We start from the raw sequence: 23,909 nt of genomic DNA on the forward strand, positions 1-23,909 counted from the left end.
GTTCCGAGACACTATCGATGAACGAACGAAAGAAGCGCCGCGCTGCGGCCGTTGCCGCCGCTGCGATCGCAGCCATGCTGCTCCTCGTGCAGCCGAGCCTGCATGCGCAGGAATCGGCCGACACCGCCGGTGCGGCACAAGAGGCCGTGCTGCCGGCGGAGCTGGCGAAGGTAACGCGCGAGCCGGTCGCGCAGCAGGCGCGCTGGCTGCATATGGCCGCGCAACGCGGCACGCTCGCGCAACTCGACGATGCGACGCTCACGGCATTCTTCAAGGCGCTCGACCCGCTCGCGGTGCCGCTCTACATCCGCAACGGGCCGAACGGCTATCCGTCGTACCAGTTCACCATGGTGCGCCAGGAGCGCATCAGCGGGAAATGGTCGGACACGCCCGACCGCATGCTCGTGAAGACCACCCGCGAGCCGCTGCGCATCTATGCGAAATGGCTGCCAGGCGGCGCGCATGCAGGACAGGAAACGATCTACGACGCGACACAGCGCAAGGACGAGATGTACGGCCACCTCGGCGGGCTGCTCGGCAAGATTCCGTTGTGGACCGCGCTCGACGGGGCGCTCGCGCGTGCGCAGTCGAATCACCAGGTAAAGGATCTCGGCACCGAGTTCATCGCAAACTTGTACCTGAGCGAGGGAAAGAAATACCAGGAAGCCGGCGTGCAGCGGCCGACGCAAGTGGAAGCGAAAACGATCGGCGGCGTGCGCGTGGTCGCACTGACGTACGAGACACCGACCGGACGCCCGCAGTTCTATGCAAAGAAGGAAATCCTCGGGCTCGATCTGCACGCGCCCTACTTCCGGACCGTCGAATCGTATGACAACGACGGCCGGATTTTCGAGCGGATCGTCATCGAGAAGATCGCCCCGGTGACGCTCGACGAATCCGCATTCGATCCGAAAAACCCGGATTACGCGTTCTGACCGTCACCGCGACGACGCATGCCGCGCTCAATCGTCGTCATCGTCGTGATGCTTGCGCCAGTGCTTGTAATAGTGCTTGCGCCATTTCCGGTCGCGGTCGTCATCGTCACCGTAGTAGCCATATCCGTAACCCGGATAGGCGACCACCGCCGGCTGCGGCGCCACATAGACTGGCGCCGGTTCGACATAGACGGGTGCAACCGGCACGCCGATGCCGACCGAAAGATCCACCTGCGCCATTGCAGTGCCGGACGCGAGCAATGCCGCGCTCCCGATCCACACCGCCCATCCCCTGTTGTTCATGTTTCGGTTCCCCATTTCCCGCCGGCCTGCCCGGCACGCGCGACGAATGTAATCCCGGCCGGCGCGCGCAGGTGCTACGCCGGTGCGAGAGTCGTAACGCGACGTAACGAACGGCATAGCCATTCGACCGAATCGCGAAAACGCGCGGGAACGTCTATAGTGGGTTACGGTTCGACACAATCGCGACCGCGCGCTGGCGGAACGAACAGGGTAAAATCCCGCCAAACACCCGGTGGGCGACCACGCCACACACACGCACAACATATTCTCTGACGCAGGCTCCTGCCGCACCTCAATGGCCAATCCCGCAGAATCCCATCCGCAAAACGACTTCATCAATGCGGCGCGCAAGGAACGTAAGCGCGTTGAAATCTATCTCGTCAACGGCATTCGTCTGACGGGTTGCATCGAGTCGTTCGACCAGTATCTGGTGATGCTGCGCACCCCCGTGGGTCTGCAAGGCATCTACAAGCGTGCAATTTCGACGATCCAGCTCGACACCGGCGGCTCGCGCCCGGGCGGCGGCCCCCGCGGCCCGCGTACCGGCGGCCGGCCGGGCGGCCGCGAAGGCGGCGGCCATAGCCCGTACGGCTCGCACGGCGGCTCCCGCGAGCCGCGCGGCGACGGCGGCTACGGCTCGCGCGAGCCGCGTGAAGGATACGGCTCGCGTGAACCGCGCGAAGGCTATGGCCCGCGCGAACCGCGCGAGGGTTACAGCGCGCCGCGCGAAGGCTACGGCGCGCCGCGCGAACCGCGTGAAAGCTACGGTGCGCCTCGCGATGCCGGCGATGCATCGGGCAACGCGCCGTCGGACTCGCGCAGCGGCAATGGCCCGGTTATCGTCACCCGCCGCCGGCGCATCGTGCCGGACGGCCAGTAAAACGAAAGGGCAAGCCAACCGGCTTGCCCTTTTTTCTCGTGGGGCGGCGCGGCATGTCGCCGCACCGCCGGACCATGATCGCGCTCAGTGCGCCCTCGACGGCAAACCCGCGTCAGCCTCGCGCTGCAGCGAACGCACCTGCTGCTGCAATGCGCGCAATTGCGACTGAAGTTGCGCCTGTTGCGCCTGCAGCGCCGCCGTTTCGTTGCGTACGCTCTTCTGGCGATCGGCCACCGCCGCCTGCTGTTCGCGAGCGATCGAAATGTCCGCTTGCAGGCGGCGCGCGCGGTCTTGCGTGACCTGGATCTGCCGGTCCATTTGCGCCTTCTGCGCTTCCAGTTTCGCCGCACGCAGCTCGTTTACCGCCAACCGCTCGGCCTGATGCGAAAAATCGCGGTAGATCGCTTCTGCGCGCGCATCGTCGTGCGTCTTGATCACCCGCCAGAACGCCTTCTGCTGGAACAGCGCAACGAAGTACGCACCGTCCTTGACGTTGAACAACAGGCTCGCGCCGTAGCTGCCGTTATAGCTGGTGCGCATTTCCGTCAGCGAATGCGCCTGGATCTGCCGTTGCAGTTCGTCGACCGTGCTGGGCCCCGTCGTCTCGCCGGCCTGCGGCTGCACCGACGGCTGCGCCTGCTGATCGATCGCCGGGATCGCCGCCACCGGCGCCGACGCCTGCTGCACCGCCTGCGCCGCGTCGCCCGCCAATCCCTGCGCGTACGCGCCCTGCATGCCTCCCATCATGGCGAACAAAAGACATGCCCGCCCCAACCTCGTCATATGGCTCATGAATGCTTATTCCCCGCCCGTGTCGTTGTAATTGCACGCGATTTTATCTCATTAATTACTCGCTTTCGCGGGCCTCGGGCTCTTCGTCGAAGATCTGATACTTGCGCATCTTTTCCCACAACACCTTGCGGCTGATGCCGAGCTGTTGCGCCGTGTCCTGGCGACGCCAACCGTTCGCGTCGAGCGCGGCGATCACGCGACTGCGCTCGTTCATGTCCCACTTGCTGCGGTCGACGAACACTTCCGCCGCGCTCTCCGCCGGCACCGGCTGCGCCGAATTGCGTGCGTGCGCGACCAGCCGCTGGAGTCGCGCGGCGTCCCAACCGCCGGTCTGCCGCACCGTCACGCCGACGCGCTCCGCCAGATTGCGCAACTCGCGCACGTTGCCGGGGAAATAGCTGTCCGCGACCGCGTCCGCGAGCCAGTAAGGCAGATCGGACAGTTGCGCGAGCCGCTCGTCGCCCACCACGTCCGCGACGAACGACTTGAACAGCGCGATCTTGTCGACCGCGCCGCGTTCCTCCAGCGACGGAATGTTGAGCTCGATCACCGCGAGGCGATAGTAAAGATCCGCGCGGAACAGGCCGTCCTTCACGAGTTGCGGCAGTTTCTTGTTGCTCGCCGCGACGAGACGGAAATCGACCTTGATCGGCGTCGTCGCGCCAACCCGCAGCACCGCGCCGTCCTCGAGCACGCGCAACAGCTTCACCTGCTGGTATAGCGGCAGGTCGCCCACTTCGTCGAGGAACAGCGTGCCGCCGGCCGCCTGTTCGAAATAGCCTTTATGCGCAACAACCGCACCGGTAAACGAGCCTTTCGCGTGACCGAAGAACAGCGATTCGAACAGGCCGTCCGGAATCGCGCCGCAGTTGACCGGCACGAATTCGCCGTGCCGGTAGCGCGAATGCTTTTCGTGCAGCAGTTGCGCGATGCGCTCCTTGCCGACGCCGGTTTCGCCGTGCAGCAGCACGTTGGTATCGCAGTCGGCGAACGTGTCGACTTCACGCAGCAGCGCCTGCATCGATTCGGAGTGCGCGACGAGTTCGGACGGCTGCAGCGTTTCGGCGGCGTGCGCGCGCAACTGCGTGACGAGCTTGCCGACCATCCCGCGCAGCTCGGCGCACGTGAAGTCGAGCGGCAGGATGTGTGAATAGTCGGGCGGATACTGCGATGCGTCGTGGTCGCGTGCCGCACCGACCCATACGACCGGCATGCCGATGTTCGCCTGCCAGTCGCGCAGGAACGCCGCGCCGGTTTCGATCATCGTCACGCTGATGATCGCGAGCGACGGCCGCAACGCGGCGCGCTCGGGCGAGATCTCCGCGTTGTCGGCGCGGATCACTTCGACGTCGAAGCTCGCCATGCAGCGGGCAACGCGGTCGACGATGTCCGCCTTGCCTTCCCAGACGTACAGGTCGAGTTCTGCGATTGCGGGGGGGGTTCTCATTGTTGATGCTTTCAATGAACGATTTGCGGGGCGTTGCAAGTCAGGCCGTGTTGAATCACGGTTAATTGGCCGATTTGCAATCCTAGTGCCGCCAGCAATGGCGTCACCAGCGTATTGAGCAACGGATTGACGAGCCCGAGCAGCAACGGGATGAGCTGGTCCGTCAGTGGCTGAAGAATCACGGTGAGAATCGACAGATCCAGCCCGAGAATGTCGAGCTTGAACGACTGGAGATTCAATAGATTGGTCAGTTGCACGTTGAGCGAGTTGGTCGCGCTCGACGACGTGCTCCAGTTGGGTCCCGGAGACCATGCAGACGACGAACACGCGCCATTGCTCGGCGTCGTATTGCAGAACGAGTATTGTGAATTGTTCGGATAAAGCGTGCCGGTCCCGGCCAACGACAGATTGGCATTGAGCGCCCCCGGGGTCGACGGCAACGGCGGGCCGCTGTAGACGGGCGCACTGGTGCTGCTCCCGACGTAAGCTACCGGGTTCGACACGGATAAAACCACTTGCAGGAGCGAAAAATTGCCGAGCAGCCCGCCACCGGATATTTTCGCTACGGGAATCGTGCCCGACGCGGACGAGCAACTCGGTGAATTGAGGTTCAAACTTCCCCCGGTATTTTGTCCGGCGCAAATCATCGCCACGCCCGGCAATGCACCGAACGTCGCGGTGCTCGATGCAGGCGTCGTTTGGCAACTCGTGTTGGCTAGCCATGCCCGGCCGGGGCCGCCAAGGATGATATACAGGGGCAAATGCGGCCCCGTCACTTGAAGCGTCAATAGACCAGACAAGCCCAGCGGTTTCGGATCCGACAGCGCCTGCACATCGACGTAAAGCCCGATCTCGGCCTGCGACGCCTGCGTGCGCCAGATGCCGTTTACCTGTCCGGCTTCGCCGATTCCGATCGACGGCGGCGCGAGCACCTGCAATTGCAGGCTATTGACTCGGACCAGTGACGACACCGCCGAAATAAGCGGACAGAATGCACTGCCGGGGCAATTGGCCTGTCCAACCGACAGCGTCAGCGCGCTGTTGTACGCGCCGATCTGTGCTGTGGTCAGCAACAACTGAAGCACGTTGATGCTGGCGTTCGCCGCCGCCTCCGGATTACTGCCCGAGTACTGCAGGAGGCTTCCCAAAGCGATCTTGTTCGCATTGACGTTGGCACCGACGCTGTTCTTCAGCACCGTGAGCGCCGCGCCGACCGTGGTATTGCTGCCCACCGCCGTAGCGGCAAGGTTCAGGATATCCGATACGGACAGACTGAGGCCAAGCAACTTCCCGACGCTGGCTGGATTGGACATGCCTGCCGTGCCGAGTTGGGTCGCGACGTTCGCCAATTGCCCGAGCGTCACGTTTGCCGCGGCCAACGCCTGGTAATTGGCCAAGCCCACGTTGACATTGGTCGAGGCACCGAGCAATCCGGTCAACAGCGGATCGAGTATCGCCGACGAAGAGCTATTCAGGTTCGCAAGCGTCGAACCCACGCTAAACGTATCGATCGCGGCTGCACGTGCGGTCGCCGTCGCGGAGATGATCGCCCGCCGTCCGCTCAACTGGTTGAGCAGCCCCAGGAAGAAGTAGTTCACCTGACGATACGCCGTCACCTGGGCCGCATTCGCCACGGCCGACGCGGGCGTCACGTAAGCAGTCGACGCATCCCACCTCCCGCAACTGACGGCAATCTGGTCGTTTCCCGCAGTAGGACTTGCCGCCGCCGTGGCGCTTATCAGCGTGAACGCGTAACCCTTGTCGTTGATGGTCGCACTCGTCGTTACGTTGTTCCGGGCATCGGTCAGGCAACCGGTCGGATCGGTCGTCATCGGCTGCACTGCCGCCAACGCGGCCAAGTCCGCGACCCTTTGCAGATCGCGCTTCTGCCAATACAGATTCGCAACGTCGACCACGCCGAGCACCACGATCGCGACCATGACCCAGATCGCTGCCATGACTGCAATAGAGCCACGTTGGCGCCGCTTGCCGAACCAGCGAGCGCCGTGCCGCAAAGACTCATGTGCTTGATCTGCGCGCATCGTCATCTCGCCTACTGCGCACTCTGCCCGCTGCCCGACATCCCGTTCGACGAACTGCCGAGCTGCGTGCTCATCGACACCGGAATCTTGTTCTTGAACGAATCAAGATAGCGCTGGTAGACCAGCGACGCGACGTCGCCGAGCAGCGGTTGTGCCGGGGCCGCAGCACGGTTTTCTCGTTGGATCGAGAGCCACTCTTTCGTCGAACGGTCGACATCGGAGGCGCCTGGCGTCGTTTCCGATTGTTCCTGCGCGACTGCGGTGCCCATCGTCATCGTCATGATCGCGGCGAGAATCACGATGCGGCTCGCTCGCGCGTTTCGATAATGTTTGTTGTTCATGTCGATCCCCGCATCCTTGTTCATTGTGCAAATCGCTGCAGCAGCGGCACGGTCTGGTCATAACCGAAATTGTTTGCCATTGGCGTAATGGGCGCATTCGGCACGTGCCGCGACACCACCGGCGGCATCGCGACCGCGCGTTGCTGCGCACGCGCCGCGGCTGCGACCTTCGCGGCATCGCTCGCGATGTCCCGGCGGATATCCGCAGGTAGTCGCTGCTGATTCATCAGCCGCTGCGCGTCTTGTGTGCGCCCGGCGGCAAGCAAATACAAAGCAAGGTTGCTGACGATCTTCGGATTGCGCTGGTCCAGTTCGGCCGCCTTCATCAAGGGCACCCGTGCGCCCACCACGTCGCCGTTACGCAATTTCGCATAGGCGAGATCGGACAGCAACGACGCGTCCGTCGGCGCAAGCTCCGACGCCTGTGTCAGAGCACGTACCGCCTGATCGAAATCCCCGGCCGCGCCGGCGAGCAATCCGAGTCCACGATACCCGCGAGCGGCGAGCGGCGTCTTCAGCAACTGCGTGTAGGCGGCCGCGCTCGCAGCCGGCTGATCTGTCATGCGCAGCGCGTCCGCGCGAAGCAGGATCGTATCTGGTGAAATGCCGTATGCCTTGTCATAAGCGTCGATGTGGGCAAGTGACGCGTAATAGAGACCTTGGGCCTGCATCCGCTGGATCAAGCCGAGATACATCGCCGGTGTGTCCGGCACGGCCTGCTTCTGCTCAGCCGCCTGGATCAGTGCCGCGCGTTCGGTTTGCGCACCGACACCGTATCCGCTTTCCTTGGTCGCGCAAGCGCCAAGCAGCAGCACTGCCGTTGCCATACCTGCGTGCGTTGCCGCTCTGCCGATCCGCTTCATCGTCATTCCTTCCATCTATCAATGATGCGCCGACAGCGCATGCATCACCGCCAGAAATCCGGGCCCCGCGGTCACGATCAGCAGCGCCGGCAACAGCGTCAGGATCATGACTCCCGTCATCTTCACCGTCAGTCGACCGATGCGTTCGCGAAGCATCGCGCGGCGCGTCTCGCGCAGCCTGTCGCCGAACTGCTTGAGCGGCTCCTGCACCGCGCCGCCGTGCTTGTCGACCTGAACCATCAAGCGGACAATCGCGCGCAAATCCTCGTTATCGAATCCGCCGGACAACCTTTGCATCGACTGATCTCGCGTGCGGCCCGCTGCAAATTGGCGCTGCGCGATCCCGACCTCCGACGACAGCACGGGCATCATCCCCCGAAAATCGTTGGTTACGACCTGCAAGCTTTGATCCAGCGATAGTCCGACTCCTTGCAACAGGCGCAGCATGTCGACGAACAGCGGAAGTTCATCGACCACGCTTTGGCGACGCGCCGACGCGCGGCGCCGCAAGAAAATCTTCGGCAGCATGAAGCCGAGCGCGAATGCAGCGAACATCCCGATCGTCCAGTATCCGCCCCTCATTCGCCCGCTGGCGAAAATCGCGAAGATAACCGGCAGACTGATTCCGCACGCGATCCGCGCACTCAGGAACAGTCCGCGGGTGCGGGTGTCGATGTAGCCGCACTGCTCAAGAAGGCGGCGATCTTCTTCCGCGACAATGTGTTTGCCGAAACCGGTATCGAGCCAGCGCATGCCGACCGCCGACACACGAGCCAGTAGACGTTCAAAGCGCTGGCGGTCACGCGTAGCCGGCTGCGTATCTGCACTGCCGTCCGCCGTCGCCCGCACCTTGGCCGCTTCGAGCGCCGCCATGCGCCGATCGAGCGCATCGACGAGTGCGCGTTCAGCGCGCGAAACTGCGCTCGCACGCAGCAACGCGACCATCCCGAGCAACAGCACGCCGAGCGCGCCGAGTGCCACGGCAACCGATCCGATTTGAGTAGCCGTCATCGCATCACCTGAGCCTAGCCATTCGATACAACCACACGCTGCCGGCCACTTGCGCGAGAAACGCGAACATGAGAAGCATTCGACCGCTTGGATCGTTCCACATCCCTTCCAGATACTTCGGGTTGGTCATCACGACGAAACTGCCGATCGCGATCGGCAGCATCACGAGGACGAAAGCCGACAGTCGCGTCTCCGCCGACATCGCCGCCAGTTCACGCTCGGCCTGCTCCAGGTCGCGCATGAACACGGCCATGCGATCGAGCATGACGTCTGCACGTCCCCCATACTTGACCGACAAACGCAGCACCGATCCAAGAAGCTCGAATTCCTGCGTCCGGTAAATTTTCGCGATATGAAGCATCGCGCGATCGATCTCCACGCCGGTCCGCAACATCCGGGAAACGTGATCGAGACACCCGCGCAAGGGCTCTTCCGTGGTCAGCAACGCAGCCTGAAATGCGGCGGGCACGCTGTTGCCGAGCGTCACCAGACGCACAATTCCGTCGAGAAACGAAGGGATCTGGCGGACAATCTTCAATCGCCGCCGCTGGATGCGTGAAGTGAGCCAGATGCCGAAAATCGCGCTGCCGCACACAAGCGCAGCGAATGCAGCGAGCACACCACCGCGGCTCCCGGCTGTCGCCGCGATTGCAATGAGCACGGCAAGCGCGCCGGTGGCCTTGGCACGCGCTCCGTCGATCCCGGCACGACTCGCGAGGTTGGTCAGATGCTCCTTGGCCTCCCCGTACCATTGCATCCACAACGCGTTCGACGCCGCATTGTGCACGTTGGGCGATGATGGGGCACGCGGCACATTGGACGCCGCCGGCTTCGCGGCCGGAACCGCTGCGCGTGCGCCCGGTTCGAGCCGGCTGTCGATGAAGCGCTTCGCATCGGTACGCACACGCCGGGTTTCCGCATGTCGCCAAAGCATCAGGGCCGACGCCGCGCACAGCATCGCGACCGCGAGCACCCAGATCATTGCGCTATACATTGAAGCCCCCGCCGCGGCCGAACCCGCCACCGCCAAAGCCGCCGCCGAACCCGCTGCCACCCGATCCGCTGTTCGTCAGCGTCTGGCGGAAACGCGCGAGCTTCGGCGAATGCGGGTGGATGCCCAACGATTCCCAGTGATCGACTTCCTCGCCTTCGGGCGTCACGCGCGCTTCGTACCGATACAGCTCTTGCGTCGCGATGATGTTGTCGGACAAGCCGGTCACTTCGGTGATCGAAAGAATCCGGCGGCGCCCGTTCGACAGGCGTCCGATCTGCACGATGAAGTCGATCGCGTTCGCGATCTGGCGACGCAGGCTCGACTCGGTCCCCTGGAAGCCGGCAAAGCCGGCGAGCATCTCGAGACGGTACAGACATTCGCGCGGCGAACTTGCGTGCACGGTCCCCATCGAGCCGTCGTGGCCCGTGTTCATCGCCTGCAGCATTTCAAGCACTTCACCGCCTCGCACTTCGCCGACGATGATACGGTCCGGACGCATCCGTAGCGTGTTGCGCAGCAGATCGCGAATCGTCACGACGCCCGTGCCGTCGAAACCGCCCGGCCGGCTTTCGAGCCGCACGACGTGCGGATGGTTCAGGGATAGTTCGGCCGTATCCTCGATCGTCACGACCCGCTCGGCCTCCGGAATGTGGAACGCCAGCGCGTTGAGCAGCGACGTCTTCCCCGAACTCGTGCCGCCGGATACGAGTATGTTGCAGCGCGCCTCGACTGCCGCCTCGAGCAACGCGCCGATCTCTTCGTTGTACGTGCCGTTGCCGAGCAGGTCCGACGGCTTGAGAGGATCTTTGCGGAATTTCCGGATCGACACGATCGGGCCGTCGATCGACAGCGGCTCGATCACGACGTTCACGCGGCCGCCGTCGGGCAATCGCGCATCGACCATCGGATTCGACTCGTCGAGACGGCGTCCGATCGGAGCAAGAATCCGCCGCACGATGCGCAGCAGATGCGCGTTGTCCGTGAAGCGCACCGGCAGCTTTGCCAGGATCCCGTGACGTGACACGTACACGTCGTTGTAGCCGTTGATCAGGATGTCCTCGACCGCCGGATCCGCGAGCAGATCCTCGATCGGACCGAAACCGGCAAGCTCCTTCGTGAGCGCCTCCGCAACGGCACGCACCTCGTTCTCGTTGAGCGGGATACGGCGCAAGCGCACGAAGCTGTCGATCTCCAGGTCGACGAACTGGTTGATCGCCTGACGGGACCACCGGCCGAATTCGGCCCCCAGTTCCTCGATGCGCGTCAGCAAGTGCTCGTGCGCGGCATTCTTGATGTCGTGGAATTGCTGGGTCTGGGAGAACGGCGCTGCGCCGTCGGCGAATTGAATGTCGTGTGCCATCGGTTACGACCGCTTGGACGAGGGTTGAATGAAACGCTTGAGCGCGGACAGGCCGGGCGCGGCCCGCGACGCGCCCGCCATGCCGGATATGCCGGGCAGCCGCGTGGCGAGGGATTCGAGTGCGCGCACGTATGGGTCGCGCTCGGCCGCATCGACAATGAGTTTTCCCTGGTTCGCGGCATGACCGATCGCGACGCGGCGTGCGGGCAACGTGCCGACGAGCGACAGCCCGAGACGCTCGGCGATCTGCGCGGGCATCAGGTCCAGCCCGGGATCGTACTGGTTGACGACCAGTTTGACGCGATCGGTATCGACACCGACATCGCGTAGCCCTGTCAGCAGGTCGGCCGCGGACACGATCGATGCGACACCTTGGTCGCAGACGAGCCACGCCTCGTCGGCCGATGCGGCGATCTGCGTGACGAACTCACGATTCGTGAACCCGCCGAGATCGACGACCTGCTGGTCGAAGAACGCGCGAAACCGGTTCAACAAACCGATGCACGACGCATACGATACGTCGCGCAACGCGCCGAGGTCCGGCGGCAGCGTTGTCAACGCAACACCGCTGTGATGGCGGGTCAACGCAGTGTTCACGAACGTGCGATCGATGCGGCGCAGATTCTGCACGGCATCGATGAAGTGGAATTCGCAGCGCGTGTTCAGGAACAACGCACCGTCTCCGGCGGGCAGCCCGAGGTCGATCAGCGCGGTCTGCCGGCCGGCCGGCGCGCTGCCGTTCGGGTTGCGCGTCACCCCCGGCCCGAGTGCGCGCTTCTGCAGCCACACAGCAAGATTCGCGGCGAGCGTGCTGACTCCCATGCCGGCGCGCGCGCCGAGCAATGCGACGACCTTGCCGTGTCGGCTCGCGGGCTCGCTGACGTGCGACAGCATTCCGCGCGTGGTCCGCAGCGCATCCTCGGCGGGACCGGACACGTCGATGAAATCGCGCACGCCCGCACGCAGCGCGGCCAGCGTGCTCTCCGGCTGCGCGAGCGAGCCGAGCGCGACGATCGGCAGGCCCGGATGCGCTGCGCGCACCGCGGCAACCGCGGCGCTCGCCACCTCGCTGCGATCGGAGAAATCGATAAAGACCAGCGCCGGATTCAGCCCCGTGATGCGCTGCGCGAGCATCGCCGGTTCCAGCGACGCCGCCTCCACTGCTCCGGCGGACACCAATGTTTCGGCGAGCCAGCGCACATGTGCTTCCTTTGTCGACGCACAAACGAAATAGTCGATCACGGCGGGTTCACACAATGATTGGGTTCGTGCGTTCATGTCGAACACCCCCGATTAGGCAAGGCGTCGCGACGTATCGCAACGCGCCATGCTTCACATTCATTTGGAAAATCCCGGGGCGGCGTCCGGCGACGCCGCCCCGCCCAGATACGATCGCCACACCGGGCCGTCGCGCTGCTCGGACAGCTCGCCGGGCGTCGCCGGCAGCACCGCGCCCTTCGCAATCGGCGCAACCAGGTGCGGCGTCACGATAATCAGCAATTCCTTGTCGTTCTGCTGGTAATTCAGGTTCTTGAAGAACGTTCCGATGATCGGCAGGTCGCCGAGCAGCGGCACCTTGCTCACATTCGACATGGTCTGGCGATCGATCAGGCCGCCGATCACGAAGCTCTCGCCGTCGCCGAGTTCGACCGTCGTATCTGCGCGTCGCGTCGTAATGCCCGGTACCGCAACGCCGCTGATCGTCACGCTGTTGACGAAGTCGAGCTGGCTCGACTCCGGCGCGACCTTCAGCGCGATCCGGTTCGGGCTCAGCACCGTCGGCGTCAGCGACAATCCGACGCCATACTGCTTCCACTGAATCGCGGTCGAGCCGAGCCCTTGCGGCGACGGCACCGGAATCTCCCCGCCGGCAAGAAAGCTCGCGCTCTGACCGGACAACGCAACGAGCGTCGGCTCGGCGAGCACACGCGCCAGATTGTTCGCCTCGAGCAGCGACAAGTCGGCAAAGATGCCGCGGCCCGCCGCGTTCACCACCAGGTTGAATGCCGATGCAACCGGTGCGCCAAGGGTCGGGACGTACCCTCCGGTGCCTGGCCCGCCTCCACCGCCATATGACTGCACGCCGCCCGGCGAGAACGAGCCGAACGAGAAGCCGTTGCTCTGCTTGAAGAAGTTGAACCCGACCTGCTTGAGCACCGAACGACTGAATTCCACCACCCGCACGTCGACTTGCACGACGTTTTTGCCGGCCAGCGTCGAGCGATCGATCACCGTGCCCTTGGGGCTCATGTTTTTCGCAACGGCGGCGGCCCGTTCGTGCGCATCCAGGGAAGTCGCCGTTCCCTGGAGCACCGACGTCCCGCCGAACGCCTTAACCTGCGGCGTCGAACCGTCGAGTACGGCGTGCGCAGCCGCATCGACGACTTCGACGCTCCAGACCGTCGGCTCGTCGCGACCGCGCGCCCACAACATCACGTTCGTTGCACCGGGTGCCTTCGCAGTGAGCAGCACGGAGCCGGAACGACTGCCCTTCATGATCAGCACATCGGCGATCGCCGGATCCCCGACGGCGACCCGTTGCAGCGCACGGCCAGCGGAAAGCTGCCGCTGCGCGCCGACTGCGAGTTCGATCGTGCCGCCCGCGCTCGCAATGGAGGCGAATGTCAGGGTCCAGAGCGCAATCGCGAATGCAATCAGTATGTTTTTCATTGTTTGTTGGACCGCCGCGCGGCCGTTACTTGTCGTCGCCGATGTCGATGGTCGTCGATGCTGTTCAATATGAGACCGTTTCGGACCGGCCGCCACGAATCACCTCGATGCTGCCCCCGCTTCCGCTTCCGCCCGAGCGCACCGGCGGCGCGAGGCGCGACGGGAGCGGCGGCACGTTCACGTTGGCCACCGCAGTCCTCGGCGTGCCGGACAGCTGTTGCAGCGATACGCCGGCCGCGGCGAGCGCCGACGGAGACAGTTTGTTGTCCGTGCGCACGGCCACGGTCTGCGTCGCGAGTTCATCGTCCCGCGGATTGCGCAGCGCGAGCGTAAGCCGGCCGCTGGATTCGCCGAGCGTCAGCGCGTCGACCTGCGCGGTCGGCACCGCAAGCACCGCAATGCGTGCGTTGCTCGGCTGTCCATTGCTGCCGTTGGCGGTGTTGCCGCTGTCACGTTCGGGCGTCGCGTCGCCGAACGACAGCACGCGAACTTTCGACATCAGCAGCCGAGCTTGTGTCTGCGATACCTCGCCGTCGACCATCGCACTATTCGGTTCGCGCTTCAGATTCACGAATACGTCGACAAAGTTGCCGGGCCGCAAGCGGTTGCCAACGGCGTTGGTCTCGTCGACGCGAACCGCGACCGCACGTTCGCCGGGCTGGATGTCCTCGGCAAGCCCCGATACCAGTGCTTCTGACAAGACCGGCGCTGCCGCCGGAACGTCCCTCGCCGGAATACGGCCGACCAGCGCGGCAGGATCGGCAAATGCACCTGCTGGCGCCGAGGCGGTCGGTTGGACTTTCAATGCATCAGCGCCAATCGGCTGGCCGGCCGGAAGCGTACGCGTCGCGACGACGACCGGCACCGGACTCGACGTATTGGTCTGTTGTACAGGGACGGGGTGCGCCGTGCTCCGCCCAAGCATCCACGCGTAAATTCCGAGCAGAATAGCGATCGCAATCAGCAACCCCGCGACGATTTTTGTCAGATTGTTGGCCATGTTGATATGGGAATGCCGGAATCGGTTCTGGAGCGTGGCGACGGTGAGATGACTGGTTCACGGGGATTCAATTCAAAGCATGCTCGGCAGAACCTGCACGGTCGCGCTACTCTGCAACTGCGGCGCACTGAAAATGAATATCCACGGGATCAACGGATTTGCCGCGTACGAATAGCTCGTCGTCACCATCACGTTGAATGACGACGTCGAAGTCGAAGTGAACGTTCCGCTGCAAGTGACGCCGGGTGTCGTAGCGGGCGCCGGCACCGATGTGGAAACCTGCGCAGCAAAACCCACGCTCTGCGCCCACGGCACGCCGGCCAGCGCTCGCGACACGGCATTTCGGGCATTGACCTGGAGCCGGTCACACGGCGCGGACGTGTAATTCAACGCGGCACGTGCACCTTCGGTCGCCGCGAATGTCAGGCTCTGCTGGATGATGAAAATCATCCCGAAGGTGACGATCGCGTAAAAGATGAGGAAGAACAACGGAAATACAAACGCGAACTCGATAGCCGCCGCTCCCCGTTGACGCCGCCATGCGGGCGACTGGCGTGCTTGCGTCCACCGAGCCATCACACTCCCCTCACGTGCGTAAGATGTAGAAGCCAAACGACGGCCGGCATCACGAGTAACGCTGCGTAAGGCGTCGCTCGGCGGCCCCCAAGCGTCATCGCCGGCGTATCGCGCTTGCATAGCGCCGAAATTGAAGTTCGTGACAAAACCATTACCGACAGCGCATGGAAAGCCGCTGCTACGCTTGCGATGAGCCACAACCACGGCAACGCTTGCACACCGCACCAGGCCCCGAGCACCGCGAATACCTTGACGTCGGCAGCGCCCATTACACGTAATGCAAAAAAAAGGGAGAAGCAGACTAGGCCGACAAACGCGCCGATCATTGACTGACCCATGGTCACCCCGAACGGATTTCCACTGATGGCCGCGCCGGTCAATGCACCGGCCAAACCCGCAATAACGAGCGCATTCGGAATGCGCCGATAGCGAATATCACTGGCCCCGACGAGCGTAGCCCATACCAGGAAAATCCCGGTAAACAATAGATGCGCCATGACCACGAGCGACTGCTAGCGGGTAGGCAGCGCACGGAATGCGTTGGCTGCCTATCCCAACGGATAGCAAGATCAGCTGGCCTTACAGGTAGCAGGTGCGGTTACGCAGCTTGAGATTGTCGAGAACATGGTTCCCAGATCGGTACCGATCTTGGAGACGCTTGCGATGATGGCCACCGCGATCAGCCCCGCAATCAACCCATACTCGATCGCGGTAACCCCGTCTTCTTCCTTCAGGAAGCGCTTGATGAGTGCTTTCATTTTATTCCTCGTGCCTGTATGTACATTCTTTGGCCTTTTATACGTTCTACATCCCCGCATATCCGGCCCTTGCCCCACGTCGTTCGTCACATCAGATGCAACGACAACCGGGTGCGCTTTCTTTATATGTCACCCCGAGGGGTATGTATCAATATTTGATGCAAGTTAACATTCGCGATAGTGAGCCTCCTCGAACGTCTTGTACCACACCGTACATTTGCTTACATCTGCCCCCGGATTCTATATCCGATCCAATTTACTTTCCAACCTCTTTTGAATCGAGACCGAAAAACTTTCCGGGAGCACAACGTATTTGTACGGCGTTTCGGTACGCCTTACACATAGGATTTACGATAGGTTAGATGTGCACACCTAATCCACCAGTAAAACAATCCGCCCGGTCGGCTGTGCGGCGCCCCAACCACGTTACGCCGCACGCGTAACGCCAATGTTGTGACGTTACGTTACGAAACGAGCGAAACCGTTCTCATTTGACGGCTCTTAAACAGTTTCAACAATCTTTCGACTGCCGCAAACTCCTTTTCCGACAAGGAATTGGCGCGTTTAAAACCAATCGCCGAACCAGCGACCGTCGAAATGGCACGACAGTTGCAGAGTAATCCTCGCATCACTCAACACAACATCAGCTTCAATGCGAGGACGAAATGGACATTCAGGTTATCCCTCATGGCACGCTCCGGACGACTATGATCGCGGCCACCGTGGCAGCCATGCTTTCCCTCTCCGCGTGCGGCGGTTCCGGTTCAATCAGCAAGGGTCTCAGCGGCGGCTCGAGCTCCGGCGGCGGCGACTCCATCTCCACGTCGGGCGGCGGTACCTCGGGCGGCACGTCCGGCTCGACGAGCGGCGGCACGTCGGGCAGCACCAGCGGCTCGACGAGCGGGTCGACTAGCGGCAGCACGAGCGGCTCGACGAGTGGAACGTCCAGCGGTACTTCCAGTGGTACTTCCAGCGGCACGAGCGGTACGTCCGGCGTATCGGCGAATCCCGTGGGTACCGTCATCGCAAAGAGCAGCAATCTCATCACGGATATCGGCGGCACCGTGTCGGGCGTCGGCACCCTGATCGCCGGCCAGTCGCTGCCGGGCGTGAACCCGGGCACGACGCAGGCGGCAGGCGGCATCGTGCAAAGCGTCGGCGGCGCAGTCACGGCACTTGGCAACGGCGTCGGCAGCGGTCTCGGTCAACTCGGCGCGACGAAAGACCCGGTCGGCGTCACCGTCGCCAGCACGGGCGGCGTCGTGAACCAGCTCGGCGGCGCAGTGACGCAGACCGGCAACCTCGTCACGAGCCTCGGCACCGGCCCGCTGTCGCCGCTCGCGCCCGTCACCGGCGCCGTCGGCGGCCTGGTCACCCAGGTCGGCAGCGCAGTATCGAACGGCGGCACCACGCTTTCCAACGTGCTGTCGACCGGCCCGATCCAGCAGGTCACGCAAACGGTCAGCTCGGCAATCACGCCGATTACGACGATGGTCGGTCAGACGACGCAAACGATCGGAACGGCCACCGGTCTCGGCGCTCCGGTCAATACGCTGCTCGGCACGATCGGCAACGGCCTGAACCAGGGCGGCGCGCTCATCGCATCGACGGGTGGCAACCCCGTCACGACCGGCCTCGGCAACACCGTCTCGTCGGCCGGCAATACCGTGAAATCCGTCGGCGGGTTGCTTACCGGCGGCACCGGTGGCGTGACGAATCCGCTCGCGCCGCTCACAGGCCTCCTCGGCACCGTGGGCGGGCTGGGCGGCGTAGCAGGCGGCACGAGCGGCGGCCCGCTCGCCCCCGTCACCGGCCTCGTCTCCACCGTGACCGGCGCACTCGGCGGCGCGGCAGGCGGCAGCGGCGGCCCGCTCGCCCCCGTCACCGGCCTCGTCTCTACCGTGACCGGCGCACTCGGCGGCGCGGCAGGCGGCGCGAGCGGTGGCCCGCTTGCCCCCGTCACCGGCCTCGTCTCTACCGTGACCGGCGCACTCGGCGGCGCGGCAGGCGGCAGCGGCGGCCCGCTCGCCCCGGTTACGGGTCTCGTCTCTGCGGTTACCGGCGCACTCGGCAGCGTAACGGGCGGCGGCAATCCGATCGCCGCGCCGATCCCCGCAGGCACCGGCACGGTGGGCGCGCCGGCACTGAGCGGCGGTACGGGCGCCGTGACGAGCTCCGGCTCCGGCACGAACCTGCTCGCGCCTGTCACGTCGCTGATCGGCGGCTTGCTCGGCGGCACGCACAAGTAATCCGACATCCATTCATCGAAAAGACAGCGAGGAGTCCATCATGTCCCAGCGTTCCATCACGACGACCGCCCTGCGCCAATGGCGCGTACCCCTTACCGTGTTGGCGACGGCCTGCCTGCTCGCCGCGTGCGGCGGCAACAGCGTCAGCGCACCGCCGAGCGGCAGCACCAGCGGCACGAGCGGTACCAGTGGCACGAGCGGTACCAGCGGAACGAGCGGCACCAGCGGCTCGACGTCCGGCACCAAAGGCGCCGTCAGCACGCTCGGCCAGACCGCAACCGATCTCGGCAGCACCATCGGCAACGTGAGCCTGCCCGGTCTCGGCGACGGCCTGACGAAGGGCGTCGGCAGCACCGTGTCGAGCACCGGCACGATCATCAACGCGGCCGCCGATGCGCTGAGCAACGGGCTGGGGCAGACCGGCTCGATCAAGGATCCCGTCGGCACGACGGTCGCCGGCCTGGGCAATGTCGTCGGCGCGACGAGCAACACGGTGTCCGGCTTGAGCTCCACGGTCAAGGCGCTCGGCACGGGTCCGCTGGCACCGCTGGCGCCGGTCACGACGCCGGTCGGCACGGTGCTCGACACGGTAGCCAACGGCCTGTCGGCGGCCGGCACGACGGTCGGCTCGACGCTGTCGTCGGGTGCCGTACAACAAGTCACGCAACCGCTCAGCTCCGCGATCACGCCGCTGGTGATCACCGCGGGCCAGCTGACACAGCAGGTCGGCACGACCACCGGCCTCGGCCAGCCCGTGTCGGGCCTGCTGGGCCAAGTCGGCGGCGCGATCAGCTCGGCGGGCAAACAGGTCGCCGGCACGTCGAATCAGCCGCTCGTCGGTGACGTCGGCCAACTCGTCACCGCGGTCGGCAACACCGTGACCAACGCGGGCGGCCTCGTGAATCCGAACGGACCGAATGGCGCGGCGCCGATCCCCGGCCTGATCACGAGCCTCGTCGGCGGCTCGACGGCTACCGTCCAGAATGGCCCGTCGTCGGGTTCCGGTTCGACGAACCCGCTCGGCGGCCTGTTGTCCGGCCTCGGCTCGACGCCACTCGGTTCGCTCACGGGCGCAGTCGGCGGCGCAACGGGCAGCTCGGGCAGCAATCCGCTCGCCCCCGTCACCGGCCTCGTGTCGACGGTAACCGGTGCGCTCGGCGGCGCAACGGGCGGCGCAGGCGGTGCAAACCCTCTCGCGCCCGTCACCGGTTTGCTGAATACTGTCACGGGAGCAGTCGGCGGCGCAGCGGGTACCGGCGGTTCGTCGAATCCGCTCGCACCGGTCACGTCACTCGTTGGCGGCGCAACCGGTTCGGCGTCGTCTGGAAGTTCGACGGGCCTGCTCGCGCCGGTCACGGGTTTGCTGGGCACGCTGGGTAGCGTTGGCAAGTAAGGAGGACGGTCGCGCCTTTGCAGCCGGAGCAGGACGCGCGGCCGTACAAACACAACCGGCAATGCGGTACGCGGCGCGCGGCACCCTGGTGTCGCGCGCCCGCATTAGAAAGAAGACGAAAAAGCAAGGCCTACGAGGAAGAACAATGAAATCCAGACTCGACAGATGGATGATGCTGCTCGCCATCGCGGCAGCAGGCACGGCACATGCACAAACGCGCGCGGCGGGTAATCCGCTCGACTCCCTTCCCCAGATCAACGCACCGAAAACAGGCCCGAGCGTCACCGTCCAGGTCGCGCCGCAGGCGCCGCAACTTCAGGAACTGCTGTCGCGTCACCTGACGCCGGCGACGTTTCAGGTGGAAGGCGTGAAATCGATACCGTTCGAAGAAATCTCGCGCCGCTTCACGCCGCTCGTCGGCAAGGACATCACGATCGGCGACCTGATCGAAGCCGCGAACGGCGTGACCAAGCTGTACCAGGAGCGCGGCTACGCGCTGTCGTTCGCGTTCATTCCGGCGCAGACGTTCGAGAACGGCGTCGTGCGCGTAACGGTGGTCGAAGGTTACGTGTCGGACGTCAAGGTCACCGGCAAGCCCGGCGCGATGGAGTCGAAGATCCGCGCGATCGCCGCGCACATCACGGCCGATCGGCCGCTACGCCGCGCGACGTTCGAACGCTACGTGAACACGTTCGGCCTCCTGCCCGGTGTCACGGTGAAAGCGAACGTGCCGCCGCCGCAGACGACCGACGGCGCGACGACACTCGAACTCGCGGTGGACCGCAAGGCTTTCAACATCAGCACCGGCATCGATTTCAACCACCCCGGCGTGCAAGGCCTCATCACCGCAACCGAAAACGGCCTGACGTCGTTCGGCGAGCAGTTGAGCATTTCCGCGCTGGTGCCGCCCGGGCGCGACAAGCAGACCTACGTCGCGTTCAGCGGCGCGGTACCGGTCGGCAGCAGCGGACTCGTCACACGTCTCGATGCCAGCACCTATCGCGGCAAGCCGACCGACAACCCCGGCCTCCCGTCGTCGGTCGAGCGCACGGTCAAGAACGAGAAGCTTGGTCTTTCGGCCTCCTATCCGTTGTTGCTGAACAATCAGCGCAGCCTGCTCGGCACCGTGTCGGGTTATGCGTCGCACAACGAAGACCGTTACCAGAGCAAGATCAACGGCAACAGCATCGATACGCGCTCGCAAGTGCGCGTGCTGCAAATGCAGCTCGACTACACGAGCGTATCGGACAAGCAGGTGCAGAAGCTGAGCGTCAACGTCGCAAAGGGCTTCAACATTCTCGGCGCATCGAAAGCGCAGGACGTCACGATCAGCTCGAACACGACGTCGGTGGACAGCCCGATCTCGCTGACGTTCGTGCGCACCGGCGCGACGTTCACGCAGACCAACGAATGGCCGTTCAAGATCGGCACGTCGGTCTCGCTGACCGGCCAGTACAGCCCCGACTCGCTGCCGACGTCGGAACAGATTTCGTTCGGTTCGACACGCTATGCGCTCGGCTACCAGCCCGGCGAAACATCGGGCGACTCCGGCTGGGGAATGTCGGTGGAACTCAACCGCGCGTTCACGCCCGGCTGGACGTACATGAAATCCATCACGCCATATATCGCATACGACATGGCGCGTGTGTACTTGCATACCGGCACGCCGTCGCCGAGCCGGCTATCGTCCGTCGGGATCGGCGTACGGTTTTCCGACAGCCGCTACTACAGTCTCGACCTGAACATCGCGAAGCCGGTCGGCGATGCGCCGGTTGAAAGCGCGTCGCGCAGTCCGCGCGTGAATGCCGCGTTTTCCTATCAGCTCAACTGATCGGACACCAAACGGCCCGCGTCTCGCGGGCCGTTTCGATTAGAGTCCCCTCTATCAAACGCGACGAGCGGTTTCACGTATTCTGGCAAAGCTCGCAACAAGCCACCGCCCCATGCAGACGGTCGTGCGGGCACATCGAACACGACATGAAACAAGGAGGAAGACAATGATTCAACTGACTCGCCCGTTGCGCGCATTGGCCGCCGCAAGCGCACTGCTCGCCTGCGCCGCACCCGCCTTCGCCCAGGCCGACAGCCCCGTCGGCATGTGGCAGACGATCGACGACAACACGCATCAGCCCAAGGCGCTCGTGCAGATCGCAGATGACGGCGACGGTACGCTGTCGGGCAAGGTCGTCAAGGGCCTCGGCGCCAACGATACGCCCGACCGCCGCTGCACTGCTTGCACGGACGAGCGCAAGGATCAGCTCATCAAGGGCATGACGATCATCAAGGCGATGAAGAAGGACGGCGATCACTGGGACGGCGGCAATATCCTCGACCCGGAAAACGGCAAGGTCTACAAGTGCAAGATGGCGCTGGAAGATGGCGGCCAGAAGCTGGTCGTGCGCGGTTACATCGGCGTATCGCTGCTCGGCCGCTCTCAGACCTGGGTTCGCGCGCAGTAAGTTCCGCGCCGCACATCGATGCGCACGACGCAATAAAAAAATCGGCCGGCGACGATGTCGTCAGGCCGATTTTGCTTTGATGTCCGCTTGAATGAATCAACGGGCGTCATGCTGCGTGCTTCATCGCACTCGGCGCATAGCTGCCCGGCGCTCGATATACCGGCACGGCAGCGCTTCTCACTTCGGCGGCCTTCGACTGCGCGTGCTTGCGCATCCGCGTCGACAGTTCGTTGCACAGGTTGACGCCGGCATCGCCATACAGTTCGCGCATCACCTGCATCAACGTGCCGGTTTCGTGCCACACCTTGAAGCGGCGATGGCAAGTTTGATACGACGGGTAACGACGCGGCATTGCGGACCACGTCGCGCCGCTATAAATAACCCAGAGCACGCCGTTCAGAACGGCACGCGTGTTGGCCAATGGCCGGCCGCGCAACTCGGTGCGCGGCTGCATTTCGGGCAGAAGCGGTGCGACCGCGCGCCACTCGTGGTCGGTCAGATCTCGATACGGTGTCATGGACATCTCCAGCCTTGGAACCATGACGCAACGATATCGGCTGACCTCACCGGTGAATATAAGACGAGTCCGAAAATACCCCGAGATCGCGGGAATTTGACCGGAATTGAAGATTGAAGCCCGCCGCTTGGCGCGAGCCGTCGATCAGGTCAGCGAAGTATCGACGATGCGACGCGGTGTTTCGAGGTATTCCTTCGATTGCATCTCGACGATACGCGAGACCGTGCGCGCGAATTCGTTCGCCATCGGCCCTTCGACATACAACTGCTCGGCCGGCACCGCCGCCGACATCAGCAGCTTGACCTTGTGGTCGTACAGCACGTCGATGAGCCAAGTGAAGCGACGTGCTTCCGACGCCATCCGCGGCGACATCTGCGGCACTTCCGACAGCACGATCGCGTGGAAGCGGCTGGCCAGCTCCAGATAGTCGTTCTGCGAGCGCGGGCCGCCGCACAGCGTTGCGAAATCGAACCACACGACCCCGTCTGCCTTGCGCAGCGCCTTCAGTTCGCGTTTCTCGATGTGCAGGATCGGGCTTTCGTCCGGCACCGCGGCAAGCTTCGCGAACGCATGACGCAGTTCGCGATCGGCGTCCGCGCCGAGCGGCGTGTGATACATCTGCACCTGCGCGAGCGTACGCTGGCGATAGTCGACACCCGCGTCGACGTTCAGCACGTCGAGCTTCTGTTTGATCAGCGCGATCGCCGGCAGCATGCGGTCGCGATGCAGGCCATCCGGATACAGATCGTCGGGATCGTAGTTGGACGTCATCACGAACTGCACGCCGTTGTTGAACAGGCGATCGAGCAACCGGTACAGGATCATCGCATCCGCGATGTCCGACACGTGGAATTCGTCGAAACAGATCAGCCGGTAACGCTTCGCGATGCGCCGTGCGAGTTCGTCGAGCGGATCGGCCTGCCCTTTCAGCTCCTCGAGTTCGCGGTGCACTTCGCGCATGAATTCGTGGAAGTGCAGGCGTGTCTTGCGCTGCACGGGCACCACCGCGTAGAAGCTGTCCATCAGGAAGCTCTTGCCGCGGCCAACGCCGCCCCACATATAGACGCCGCGCGGCAGATCCGGATGATTGATGAGCTTTTTGAACGCGTTCGAGCGGCGTGCCTTGTAGTCGACCCACTCGTCGAAGCAGCGCTGCAGGCGATCGACGGCCGCGCGCTGGGCGGGATCGGACTGATAGCCGCGCGTGGTCAATTCGCGCGTGTAGTATTCGGTGACGTTCATCGGGACAAACCGGAAAAAACGAAGGCGAGCGGGAACCCCCCGCCCGCCTTCGTCATGAGACGGCTGCGCCGGCCAAA

At 64.0% G+C, this 23,909-nt stretch carries 23 protein-coding genes; 6 read left to right on the forward strand and 17 right to left on the reverse strand.

The window, feature by feature from the left end:
• Nucleotides 1–17: 17 nt before the first annotated feature.
• Nucleotides 18–935, forward strand: a complete 918-nt coding sequence (locus tag KDW55_RS12860) for a DUF1571 domain-containing protein (protein WP_209825227.1) — start codon at nt 18–20, stop codon at nt 933–935.
• Between the two features lie 27 nt (nt 936–962).
• On the opposite strand, the gene KDW55_RS12865 is transcribed toward KDW55_RS12860, so the two are convergent.
• Nucleotides 963–1,238, reverse strand: coding sequence for a PXPV repeat protein (locus KDW55_RS12865; protein WP_069241951.1), 276 nt, complete (start codon nt 1,236–1,238; stop codon nt 963–965).
• 295 nt (nt 1,239–1,533) lie between these two features.
• Between KDW55_RS12865 and hfq the strand changes: the two genes are divergently transcribed.
• On the forward strand, nt 1,534–2,118 hold the full coding sequence (hfq, locus tag KDW55_RS12870; RefSeq protein ID WP_040144076.1) for an RNA chaperone Hfq: 585 nt from the start codon (nt 1,534–1,536) through the stop codon (nt 2,116–2,118).
• An 84-nt stretch (nt 2,119–2,202) separates the two neighbouring features.
• Here the strand turns inward: hfq and KDW55_RS12875 are convergent, their stop codons facing one another.
• From KDW55_RS12875 to KDW55_RS12940, 14 genes are all read right to left on the reverse strand, one after another.
• The gene (locus KDW55_RS12875; RefSeq protein WP_059544241.1) at nt 2,203–2,910 is read right to left on the reverse strand and encodes a DUF2968 domain-containing protein; all 708 of its coding nucleotides are present in this window, start codon (nt 2,908–2,910) and stop codon (nt 2,203–2,205) included.
• Between the two features lie 55 nt (nt 2,911–2,965).
• The gene (locus tag KDW55_RS12880) at nt 2,966–4,357 is read right to left on the reverse strand and encodes a sigma-54 dependent transcriptional regulator (protein ID WP_212160672.1); all 1,392 of its coding nucleotides are present in this window, start codon (nt 4,355–4,357) and stop codon (nt 2,966–2,968) included.
• Nucleotides 4,358–4,368: 11 nt separating this feature from the next.
• On the reverse strand, nt 4,369–6,399 hold the full coding sequence (locus KDW55_RS12885; protein ID WP_212160674.1) for a pilus assembly protein TadG-related protein: 2,031 nt from the start codon (nt 6,397–6,399) through the stop codon (nt 4,369–4,371).
• An 11-nt stretch (nt 6,400–6,410) separates the two neighbouring features.
• Nucleotides 6,411–6,740: a DUF3613 domain-containing protein gene (locus tag KDW55_RS12890; protein WP_209825222.1), complete on the reverse strand. Its 330-nt coding sequence runs from the start codon at nt 6,738–6,740 to the stop codon at nt 6,411–6,413.
• 20 nt (nt 6,741–6,760) lie between these two features.
• Nucleotides 6,761–7,603, reverse strand: coding sequence for a tetratricopeptide repeat protein (locus tag KDW55_RS12895; RefSeq protein ID WP_059544311.1), 843 nt, complete (start codon nt 7,601–7,603; stop codon nt 6,761–6,763).
• Nucleotides 7,604–7,621: 18 nt separating this feature from the next.
• Entirely contained in the window at nt 7,622–8,614 is a 993-nt protein-coding gene (locus tag KDW55_RS12900) for a type II secretion system F family protein (RefSeq protein WP_040144072.1), read from the reverse strand.
• A 4-nt stretch (nt 8,615–8,618) separates the two neighbouring features.
• Entirely contained in the window at nt 8,619–9,608 is a 990-nt protein-coding gene (locus KDW55_RS12905; protein ID WP_212160675.1) for a type II secretion system F family protein, read from the reverse strand.
• Nucleotides 9,601–10,968, reverse strand: a complete 1,368-nt coding sequence (locus KDW55_RS12910) for a CpaF family protein (RefSeq protein WP_040144070.1) — start codon at nt 10,966–10,968, stop codon at nt 9,601–9,603. Before KDW55_RS12910 ends, KDW55_RS12905 begins: the two co-directional genes overlap by 8 nt.
• Nucleotides 10,969–10,971: 3 nt before the next feature.
• A complete protein-coding gene (locus KDW55_RS12915) occupies nt 10,972–12,246 on the reverse strand; it encodes a fimbrial protein (RefSeq protein WP_040144933.1) in 1,275 nt (424 codons plus the stop codon).
• 60 nt (nt 12,247–12,306) lie between these two features.
• Nucleotides 12,307–13,638, reverse strand: a complete 1,332-nt coding sequence (locus KDW55_RS12920; protein WP_212160676.1) for a type II and III secretion system protein family protein — start codon at nt 13,636–13,638, stop codon at nt 12,307–12,309.
• 64 nt (nt 13,639–13,702) lie between these two features.
• On the reverse strand, nt 13,703–14,638 hold the full coding sequence (gene cpaB / locus KDW55_RS12925; RefSeq protein WP_209825214.1) for a Flp pilus assembly protein CpaB: 936 nt from the start codon (nt 14,636–14,638) through the stop codon (nt 13,703–13,705).
• A 72-nt stretch (nt 14,639–14,710) separates the two neighbouring features.
• On the reverse strand, nt 14,711–15,214 hold the full coding sequence (locus KDW55_RS12930; RefSeq protein WP_209825212.1) for a TadE/TadG family type IV pilus assembly protein: 504 nt from the start codon (nt 15,212–15,214) through the stop codon (nt 14,711–14,713).
• On the reverse strand, nt 15,214–15,711 hold the full coding sequence (locus KDW55_RS12935) for a prepilin peptidase (RefSeq protein ID WP_069241340.1): 498 nt from the start codon (nt 15,709–15,711) through the stop codon (nt 15,214–15,216). The genes KDW55_RS12930 and KDW55_RS12935 overlap by 1 nt, the downstream gene beginning before the upstream one ends.
• A gap of 72 nt (nt 15,712–15,783) precedes the next feature.
• Nucleotides 15,784–15,972: a Flp family type IVb pilin gene (locus KDW55_RS12940; protein WP_212160677.1), complete on the reverse strand. Its 189-nt coding sequence runs from the start codon at nt 15,970–15,972 to the stop codon at nt 15,784–15,786.
• Between the two features lie 665 nt (nt 15,973–16,637).
• On the opposite strand from KDW55_RS12940, the gene KDW55_RS12945 reads away from it, so the two are divergent.
• The 4 genes from KDW55_RS12945 to KDW55_RS12960 all read left to right on the forward strand — a co-directional run bounded on the left by KDW55_RS12945 (nt 16,638) and on the right by KDW55_RS12960 (nt 22,073).
• Entirely contained in the window at nt 16,638–18,221 is a 1,584-nt protein-coding gene (locus KDW55_RS12945) for a collagen-like triple helix repeat-containing protein (protein WP_212197971.1), read from the forward strand.
• Between the two features lie 37 nt (nt 18,222–18,258).
• Nucleotides 18,259–19,614 carry a collagen-like triple helix repeat-containing protein gene (locus KDW55_RS12950; RefSeq protein ID WP_156432109.1) on the forward strand — a complete coding sequence of 452 codons (1,356 nt, stop codon included), beginning with the start codon at nt 18,259–18,261 and terminating at the stop codon, nt 19,612–19,614.
• Between the two features lie 145 nt (nt 19,615–19,759).
• Nucleotides 19,760–21,445, forward strand: a complete 1,686-nt coding sequence (locus KDW55_RS12955) for a ShlB/FhaC/HecB family hemolysin secretion/activation protein (RefSeq protein ID WP_040144062.1) — start codon at nt 19,760–19,762, stop codon at nt 21,443–21,445.
• Between the two features lie 166 nt (nt 21,446–21,611).
• On the forward strand, nt 21,612–22,073 hold the full coding sequence (locus KDW55_RS12960; protein WP_040144061.1) for a DUF2147 domain-containing protein: 462 nt from the start codon (nt 21,612–21,614) through the stop codon (nt 22,071–22,073).
• 106 nt (nt 22,074–22,179) lie between these two features.
• Here the strand turns inward: KDW55_RS12960 and KDW55_RS12965 are convergent, their stop codons facing one another.
• Nucleotides 22,180–22,590 (reverse strand): transposase, encoded by a 411-nt coding sequence (locus tag KDW55_RS12965; RefSeq protein WP_040144060.1) that lies wholly within the window; start codon nt 22,588–22,590, stop codon nt 22,180–22,182.
• Between the two features lie 144 nt (nt 22,591–22,734).
• The gene (zapE, locus tag KDW55_RS12970) at nt 22,735–23,832 is read right to left on the reverse strand and encodes a cell division protein ZapE (RefSeq protein WP_040144059.1); all 1,098 of its coding nucleotides are present in this window, start codon (nt 23,830–23,832) and stop codon (nt 22,735–22,737) included.
• Nucleotides 23,833–23,909 lie beyond the last annotated feature (77 nt).

The sequence above is a fragment of the Burkholderia sp. AU19243 genome (genome assembly GCF_018148075.1).
Classification (GTDB): domain Bacteria; phylum Pseudomonadota; class Gammaproteobacteria; order Burkholderiales; family Burkholderiaceae; genus Burkholderia; species Burkholderia latens_A.